The organism is Gemmatimonadales bacterium (assembly GCA_035502185.1).
Lineage (GTDB): Bacteria > Gemmatimonadota > Gemmatimonadetes > Gemmatimonadales > JACORV01 > Fen-1245.
The window spans coordinates 21,327-28,806 of record DATJUT010000053.1 but is presented as its reverse complement, the minus strand read 5'-3'; the positions used below and the strand labels follow the sequence as shown (position 1 = coordinate 28,806).

At 72.4% G+C, this 7,480-nt stretch carries 7 protein-coding genes; 2 read left to right on the top strand and 5 right to left on the bottom strand.

Features of this window, described 5'->3' with window-relative positions; all coding sequences use genetic code 11:
• The 5 genes from fabG to VMF70_07250 form a co-directional block, all read right to left on the bottom strand.
• On the bottom strand, positions 1-731 hold a 731-nt coding region (fabG, locus tag VMF70_07270; protein HTT67810.1), incomplete at its 3' end, for a 3-oxoacyl-ACP reductase FabG.
• On the bottom strand, positions 731-1,822 hold the full coding sequence (gene oah / locus VMF70_07265; protein HTT67809.1) for a 6-oxocyclohex-1-ene-1-carbonyl-CoA hydratase: 1,092 nt from the start codon (positions 1,820-1,822) through the stop codon (positions 731-733). The genes oah and fabG, both read right to left, overlap by 1 nt.
• Positions 1,823-1,878: 56 nt before the next feature.
• Positions 1,879-2,928: a 6-hydroxycyclohex-1-ene-1-carbonyl-CoA dehydrogenase gene (gene had, locus VMF70_07260; GenBank protein HTT67808.1), complete on the bottom strand. Its 1,050-nt coding sequence runs from the start codon at positions 2,926-2,928 to the stop codon at positions 1,879-1,881.
• A gap of 4 nt (positions 2,929-2,932) precedes the next feature.
• A complete protein-coding gene (locus tag VMF70_07255) occupies positions 2,933-3,550 on the bottom strand; it encodes a TetR/AcrR family transcriptional regulator (protein HTT67807.1) in 618 nt (205 codons plus the stop codon).
• Positions 3,551-3,726: 176 nt separating this feature from the next.
• Positions 3,727-4,806, bottom strand: a complete 1,080-nt coding sequence (locus VMF70_07250; GenBank protein ID HTT67806.1) for an XdhC family protein — start codon at positions 4,804-4,806, stop codon at positions 3,727-3,729.
• A gap of 175 nt (positions 4,807-4,981) precedes the next feature.
• On the opposite strand from VMF70_07250, the gene VMF70_07245 reads away from it, so the two are divergent.
• On the top strand, positions 4,982-5,407 hold the full coding sequence (locus VMF70_07245) for a DUF1761 domain-containing protein (GenBank protein HTT67805.1): 426 nt from the start codon (positions 4,982-4,984) through the stop codon (positions 5,405-5,407).
• An 85-nt stretch (positions 5,408-5,492) separates the two neighbouring features.
• Positions 5,493-7,466, top strand: coding sequence for a response regulator (locus tag VMF70_07240; GenBank protein ID HTT67804.1), 1,974 nt, complete (start codon positions 5,493-5,495; stop codon positions 7,464-7,466).
• The last annotated feature ends 14 nt before the right edge of the window (positions 7,467-7,480 follow it).

Below are 7,480 nucleotides of genomic sequence, written 5' to 3'. Positions count from 1 at the left end.
TCCACCCGCAGCACGGCCCCTGTCACGTGCCTGGCGCGCTCGGAGCACAGGAACACCACGGCGTCGGCGATGTCCTCCGGGGTGGCGATCCGGCCGAGCACGGTCTCGTCGACCGCCCGCTGGACGACTTCGCCCGGGAGCGCCTCGGTCATCCCGGTTCGCACCATCCCCGGCGCGACGATGTTCACCGTTACGTTGGAGCGCCCCAGCTCGCGCGCGAGCGTCTTGCCCAGCGCGATGACGCCCGCCTTGGAGGCCGCGTAGTTGGCCTGCCCCGCCTTGCCGCGCAGCCCGTTGATGGAGGCGATGAACACGATCCGGCCGCGGCGCCGCTCCCGGAGCACCGGGGCGGCGGCGCGCGCGTAGGCGAAGCAGCCCTTGAGGTTCACGTCGAGCACCGTGTCCCACTGATCCTCGGACATCTTCCAGGCGAAGGCGTCGGCGGTCGTGCCGGCATTGCCGACCACGATGTCGAGACGTCCGAATTCCTTTGTCACCTTCCCGACCACGACTTCCGCCGCAGCGAAGTCCCGTACGTCGGCCTCGAGCAGCTGGGCGCGCCGGCCCACGGCCTCGATGCCGCGAGCCACTTCGCGCGCGCGGTCGTCCACCACGCGGTCCACCACCGCGACGTCGCAGCCCTCGTGGGCCAGCCCGAGAGCGATGGCAGCGCCGATGCCGCTCCGGCCGCCGGTGACGATCGCGACCTGGCCCGACAGCCCGAGGTCCATCAGTCGGCCGCCTGGTACTGCGGCGAGATCGCGCGCACCAGCTCGTCGTCCCACGGATGGCCTTCGGCCAGCAGCTGGCGCAGGCGGATGAAGTCCACCTCGCGCTTTCCCTTGGGGCCGTCGTTGAAGGCGCGGAATCCGGCTTTCGCCTCGGTCATCATGTTGAGCGCCAGCCACTCGCGGTTGGTGGCGCTGGTGTTGTCCCAGTGCCAGGTCTTGTGCTTTCTGAGGCTGGTGAGCGTCTTGGCGGTGCAGTCGGGCATGAGGTACAGCAGCTTGGTGCACAGCGCCTCGACGGCCTCGTCGAGCCGCGACAGGTCCGTCGTCGCCTTCGCCGCCACCGCCTTCGCCCTCTCGGCCTCGGCGCCCGCGCGGAAGTCGCCGTAGACGATGGCGCCGAACTCGTCCACCATCCGATCGGTCACGACCAGCGGATTCGGGATCCAGCGGCCGTCGAGCTTGAGGACCGGCACCACCTGGTTCACCAGGCCGAGGAACAGCGCCTTGTGCGCGCTCCAGGTCTCGCACAGCACGCCGCTCTCCACTGCCCGCGTGAAGCCGACGTACAACGGCAGGAAGTCGGTCGAGCCGCCGTCGGGCGCGGAGCCGTGCTTGGGGCCAGCCTGTCCGAACCGCGCGGTGTCCGCCGCGATGGTGAAGTCGCACGCCATCCCGATTTCCTGGCCGCCCGCGATCCGGAGCCCGTTGACGCGGTTGATCACGGGCTTGTCGCAGCGCAGGATGGCGTCGATCATGTCGTTGAAGAGGCGCATGTACTGCTTGTATTCCTGCGGATTGCCGGCGTAGTACTCGGCGTACTCCTTGGTGTTGCCGCCGGTGCAGAACGCCTTGTCGCCCGTGCCCGTGAACACCACCGCCACCACGCTCCGGTCCATCGACGCCTGCCGGAAGGCGAGGATGACCTCCTTCGCCGTGTCCGTGGTGTAGCTGTTGAGCTGCGCCGGGTTGTCGATGACGATCCAGGCGTTGAACAGCCCGGGCACGTCGCGGCCGGCCGCGTCGCGGGCCGGCCTCTTGTCGAAGCGGATCAGGCGGTAGGCGTAGTCGTCAACGAGGGTGTGGGATTTCATGGCTGGCATCCCGTGAAGGGCGAGTGGGGGTAGGGTGTCAGGGTGTAGGGTGTCGGTCAGGCGGCGTCGGGCACGAGGATGGCGCGGCGGGCGATCTTTCGCTCGGCCACGGCGGCGAGCACCTCGACGCCGGACGCCAGTGGATGGTGCTCGACGAACGGCTGCAGCGCGACGCGGCCGCTCGTCACCAGCTCGAGCGCGGCGGGATACAGCTCCGGCCTGCAGCCCCAGGTGCCCTGGACGGTCGCTTCGAACGCCATCGCGTTGCTGAGGCGCAGCGAGACCTTGGCCAGCGTGAAGCCGACCACCATCAGCGTGGCGGCGTGGGTCAGCAGGCCCCAGGCCGTCTCCTGGCCGCCGGGGTGCCCGGAGCACTCGAAGATCTTCCAGCCGGTCTCGCCGCAGCCGCGCTCGGCGGCAAACGCGCGCACCCGCTTCCTGAGCTCCTTGAAATCGGTCGTCGCGGAGTTGACCGCGAGGCCGGCGCCGTGCCCGGCCACCGCCGCCAGGCGCTGGTCGTCCACGTCGATCGCCGCGACCTGCGCGCCGAGGGCCGCGGCGATCTGGACGGCGTAGCCCCCGACGCCGCCCGTGCCCACGACGACCGCCAGCTGGCCCGGCGCCAGGCCGCTGCGCGTCACCGCCTGGTAGGGCGTCGTCACCGCGTCGGCCACGACGCTCAGGTCCGCGAGGGCGTGCGAGCCGCGCTCCTTGACCACGCACAGGCCGCGGCCGGGGACGGCCAGGAATTCGGCGAAGCCGCCGTCGATGTCGTTGCCGGGCATGACCTGCGCGCGGCACACGTTGCCGCGTTCGCTCCGGCACAGCTCGCACGTCCCGCACGGAATAACCGCGGGCACGATCACCTCGGCGCCGACCAGGTGCTGGAACTCGTCGCCCGCCTCGACCACGGTGCCGCTCACCTCGTGGCCGAGCGTGATGGGCGGCGCCTGCTTGGTGCCGACCCCGTCCTTCCAGAACCCGATGTCGGTGTGGCACACGCCGCACCCGGCGACCTCGACCAGGACCTGGTCGCGCAGCGGGACGGGCCGCGGCACCGCGCGCAGCTCGAGCGTGCCGGGGGCCGTGAGCTGGAGGGCCTTCATGCGCTCACCCGCACGTGAGCCCTCCCACCAGGTGCTCGGCGAATTCGCGTCCCAGCTCCTCGGCCTGCAGCGCGCCTTCCGGCCGGTACCAGCGCGCGATCCAGTTGATCGAGCCGAGGATCGCGAACACCGCGATCTTGGGGTTGAGCTGCCGGAACTCGTGGTCGGCGACGCCCTGCGCGATGATCCGCCGCAGCGCCCGCTCGTAGCGGTCGCGGCCCGCGATCACGTCGCGTTGCCGCTCGGCCGAGAGCGAGGTGACCTCGAAGGCGAGCGGTGAGCCCTCGAGCGTCTCCGTCATGACCCGCACGTGCTCGCGGATGACGTAGGCCAGGCGTTCGATGGCGGTGTCGTACGCCCGGCTGCCCGCCACGATGCGGTCGAGCTCCGCCAGCGATTCCTGGTGGCAGGCGTAGAGGATGGCTTCCTTGTCGGGGAAGTAGTGGTACAGCGCCGTCTTGCGGACGCCGAACCGCTCGGCGATGTCGTCGAGCGTGGTGCCGTGGTAGCCCTTCTCCCGGAACGCACGGAGCGCGGCGTGCAGGATCTCCTTGCGCCGCCGGTCGCGCTTGGCGCGCACGTAGGCGGAGACGGTCGGCGAGGCGGTGGTGCCAGCGGGCATGAGCGGCCGCTCCGGGCGTAATTTGAACCTAGTTCAATTTTTGAACTAAGAGTCGAACTGTCAAGGCGGAGGGGTCACCGATAGCCGAGCGATCTAGTGGGAATTAGGCCGCCGGGAGGCCGGCGTTGAGGCGAATGCGGCGGGGAAGCGCGGCCAACGGCCCGCGCGGCGCACCTTCAGCCGGCGTGGATCGCGGAATCGCGCTCGCGCAGGTGCCGGGGCGGGCGCCCGGCGTGGACCGCCAGCAGCTCGGCGACGATGCTGATCGCGATCTGCTCCGAACCCTCGGCGCCGAGGTCGAGGCCGATCGGCGAGAAGACCCTGCGGCGCGCAGCGACCGGCAGGTCCTCCAGCAGTCTCTGGCCGCGATCCCGCGGCCCGAGCAGCCCCACGTAGGCGGCGGCGGAGCCGGCGGCCGAGCGCGCCCAGTGCCGGTCGTTCGTCAGGGAGTGCGTCTGGATCACCACGAAGGCGCCTGCGGTCGCCGCGAACGCCTCGATGCCGTCCTCGGGCCTGGCCTGGACCAGCCGGACGCCGGCGGGGAAACGGTCGGTGACGAGGTACGCGGGCCGGTGGTCCGCGACCGTGACCCGGAAGCCCGCGCTGGCCGCGATCGCCGCCAGCGCCCGCGCGTCGTCGCCCGCGCCGCAGATGATGAGGCGAGGCGGCGGCTCGAGCACCTCGACGAACAGGCGGCGGGGACCCACTTCCATCAGGCCGGACGTCCCGACCCCCAGCTGCGCGAGGGCCGTCGCGGTGATCGTGCGGTCGAGCGCCGCTTCGCCGGTCGAGCCCGCGACGGTCGCGTCCTCTTCCAGGAGCAGGGCGGCGCCCGCGCCCGGGCCCGCGATCACCGTCGCCATGGCGAACGGGCGGTCGCCGGCCAGCAGGCGGCGCGCGCGGGTCGCGACCGAGTCCAGCCCATCGAACCGCTCGACGAACACCTCGACCATGCCGTTGCAACCGAGGCCGAGGCCCCACACCTGCTGCTCGTCGCCTCCGGTGTCGTAGCGCTTGAGCGCCGGCGGTCCGCCGCGGATGACGCCGAGCGCGACTTCGCGCACGTCGTCCTCGAGGCACCCGCCGCTGACGCCGCCCGACATGACGCCGTCGTCGGTCACCAGCAGCTTCGCGCCGGGCCGGCGGTAGGTGGAGCCGAGGATGCGCACGACGGTGGCGAGCGCGATGCGTCGCCCGGAGCCGGCCACGCGCGCCGCCTCCTCGAGAAGCAGCGAGGTCTCCTGCCAGTTCTTCACCGGACGTGCTCCGCCTGCGGTTGTCGGTCGGGCGGAGTATGGTAACGGCGCGGGGCTTCGTCAATCGGATGGAGCGGCGGCCCCCATCGGCTCTTGCCCCCGCGCGCGGCGGCGGCATCTTGATGGCGTTTCGCAGCGGCACCTCACAGGCCCTTCCCGGAGGAGCGTCGAGCCCATGAACGTCGACATCCACATGCACTACCTGGCCGTGCTGGTCGCGGCCGTCGCGAGCTACGCCATCGCCGCCGTCTGGTACGGGGCGATCTTCGCCAAGACCTGGGTGCGGCTCACGGGCGTCACCGACATGAAGCCGGCGCCGATGAACATCGTGCTGGTGCTGGTCGGGACCTTCGTGATGGCCTTCGTGCTGTACCACTCGATCGTCTTCGGCGACGCCTACTTCGCGGCGAACGGAGCCCCGATGAGCCGGGTGACCGGCGGGCTGATGGGCGGGTTCTTCGGCTGGCTGGGGTACGTCGCCCCGGTGACGCTGTGCACCAAGCTCTACGAGAAGAAGCCGTGGGGCCTGTGGCTGCTGGACAACGGCTTCTGGCTCGTCGCCCTGCTGGTGATGGGGACCATCCTGTCGCTGTGGATGTGACGCGAGCGCGGCGGGACCGCCGTCCGGCGGCCCGCCGGCGAGCGGGCCTTCCCCGGGGCGCGGGGCGGCCGTGACCGGACAGCCGATGCCCCTCTGGTCGGGCGGGACCACGGCGATCCACGAGGCGGTCGCGCAGCGGATCGCCGTGGTGCGCTACCGGCTGCGCGCCGCGGCCAACCGCATCGCGGCCGACTGCGAGCGCGTGGTCGACGGGCTCGTCCGCCCGGAACGGCGGCTGTGGCGCGACGCGGCCGGGTCCGCCCTGGTCGCCGGCCGGCAGCTGGTCGCGCTCCTGTCGCGCCACGAGCCGACCGCCGGCCTCACCGACTCCTCGGAATACTTCATCCAGCTGCACGAGCAGGTCCGGGAGCCGCAGCGCCGCATCGTCGCGGCGATGAACACGCTGCTGGGGTTCGTGCCCACCGGCCCCGAGGAGGAGCTGGTGATGGAGGACGCGCGCACCGTGCGCGAGACGGCGGTCGAGCTGTGGGCGCTCGACGACACCGTGCCGTCCGCGGCGGAGGCAGCGGGCGCGACGCCGCGGATCGCCGCCGGACCCGCGGCCGCGGAGCACCCGCGGCCGCGGCTGCTGGTGGTCGACGACGAGGCCGCCACCCGCCAGGCGCTGTCCCGCCTGCTGGAACGGCTCGGCTACGACGTCACGCTCGCCGAGGACGGCCGCGCCGCCCTCCTGGCCGCGGAGCGGGAGCCGCCCGATCTCGTCCTCACGGACCTCAGGATGCCGGTGCTCGACGGCTTCGAGCTGCTCGGCCGCCTGAAGGCCGCGGACGCGACCCGCGACGTCCCCGTGGTCGTGGTCTCCGCGGTCGACGACCTGCAGAGCGTCGTCCGGTGCATCGAGGCGGGCGCGGAGGACCACGTCACCAAGCCATTCGAGGCGGTGCTGCTGCAGGCCCGGATCCGCGCCTGCCTGGAGCGCAAGCGGATGCGGGACCTCGAGCTCGCCTACCTGCGCCGCGTGGCGCAGCTCAGCGCGGCGGCCGAGGCGGTGGAGCGCGATGCGTACCAGCCGGGCTCGCTCGACGCGGTCGCGAGCCGCGACGACGGTCTGGGGCGGCTGGCGCGGGTGTTCGACCGGATGGTGACGGCCATGCGGACGCGGGAGGAGCGTCTGCAGCGTCGCCTCGGCCAGCTGAGCCACGAGGTGCGCCAGGCCGGCGGCCGTCCCAGCGGGGGCGTGGCCGCAGTCCCGGGCGGGGGCCCGTCCTCCGCCGAGCAGTGGATCGCGGGCCGCTACGAGATCCTCGGCGAGCTGGGCAGGGACGCGACGGGGACGGTGTACCACGCCCGCGACCGCCAGCTGGGCGAGGAGATCGCCCTCAAGGTGGTGCGTCGGGACCTGGTGGCGAACGCGCCCGGCGTGGTCGAGGGCCTCAAGGAGGAGATCCGCCTGGCGCGCCGCATCTCGCACGGCAACGTGGCTCGCGCGCACGACCTCGGTGAGTGGGAAGGCCGGTACTTCGTGACCATGGAGCACGTGCACGGCATCACCCTCGAAGAGCTGCTCGACAAACGGGGCGCGCTCACGGTCGAGTCGACGCTCGCCGTCGGCGCCCAGCTGGCGGAGGCCCTCGCGGCGGCGCACGAACAGCAGATCGTCCACCGCGACATCAAGCCGGCGAACCTGGCGGTGAACGAGGAAGGGTGCCTGAAGGTGATGGGCCTCGGGCTCGGCCGGCTCTCCGAGCGCAGCCGGCAGCTCGCGGCGACGGGCCAGGCGGCCAGCACCCCGGGTTATCTGGCGCCGGAAGTCCATCGCGGCGGCGCCGTGGACGCGCGGAGCGACCTGTTCTCGACTGGCGTGGTGCTGTACGAGTGCCTGACCGGCCGTCCGCCGTTCGACGCCGGAAGCCCGGAGGCCGTGGTGGACCGGGTGCTCGAGGGACGGCCGCAGCCGCTGCGGACCAGCGCACCGCAGACGCCCCCCGGGCTCGCGACCCTGATCGAGCAACTGATGGCCCCGGCCCCGAAGGACCGCATCGGATCGGCGCGCGAGCTGGGTGAGCGGCTCGCGCGCATCGGCCGCGCTGCCGTCTAGGCCCGGCGCCCGGG

What these genes read in the sequence shown, in the direction of transcription:
- VMF70_07240 (HTT67804.1), top strand. Translation starts at nt 5,493, where the DNA reads ATGCCCCTCTGGTCGGGCGGGACCACGGCGATCCACGAGGCGGTCGCG.
- had (HTT67808.1), bottom strand. Translation starts at nt 2,928, where the DNA reads ATGAAGGCCCTCCAGCTCACGGCCCCCGGCACGCTCGAGCTGCGCGCG.
- VMF70_07255 (HTT67807.1), bottom strand. Translation starts at nt 3,550, where the DNA reads ATGCCCGCTGGCACCACCGCCTCGCCGACCGTCTCCGCCTACGTGCGC.
- oah (HTT67809.1), bottom strand. Translation starts at nt 1,822, where the DNA reads ATGAAATCCCACACCCTCGTTGACGACTACGCCTACCGCCTGATCCGC.
- VMF70_07245 (HTT67805.1), top strand. Translation starts at nt 4,982, where the DNA reads ATGAACGTCGACATCCACATGCACTACCTGGCCGTGCTGGTCGCGGCC.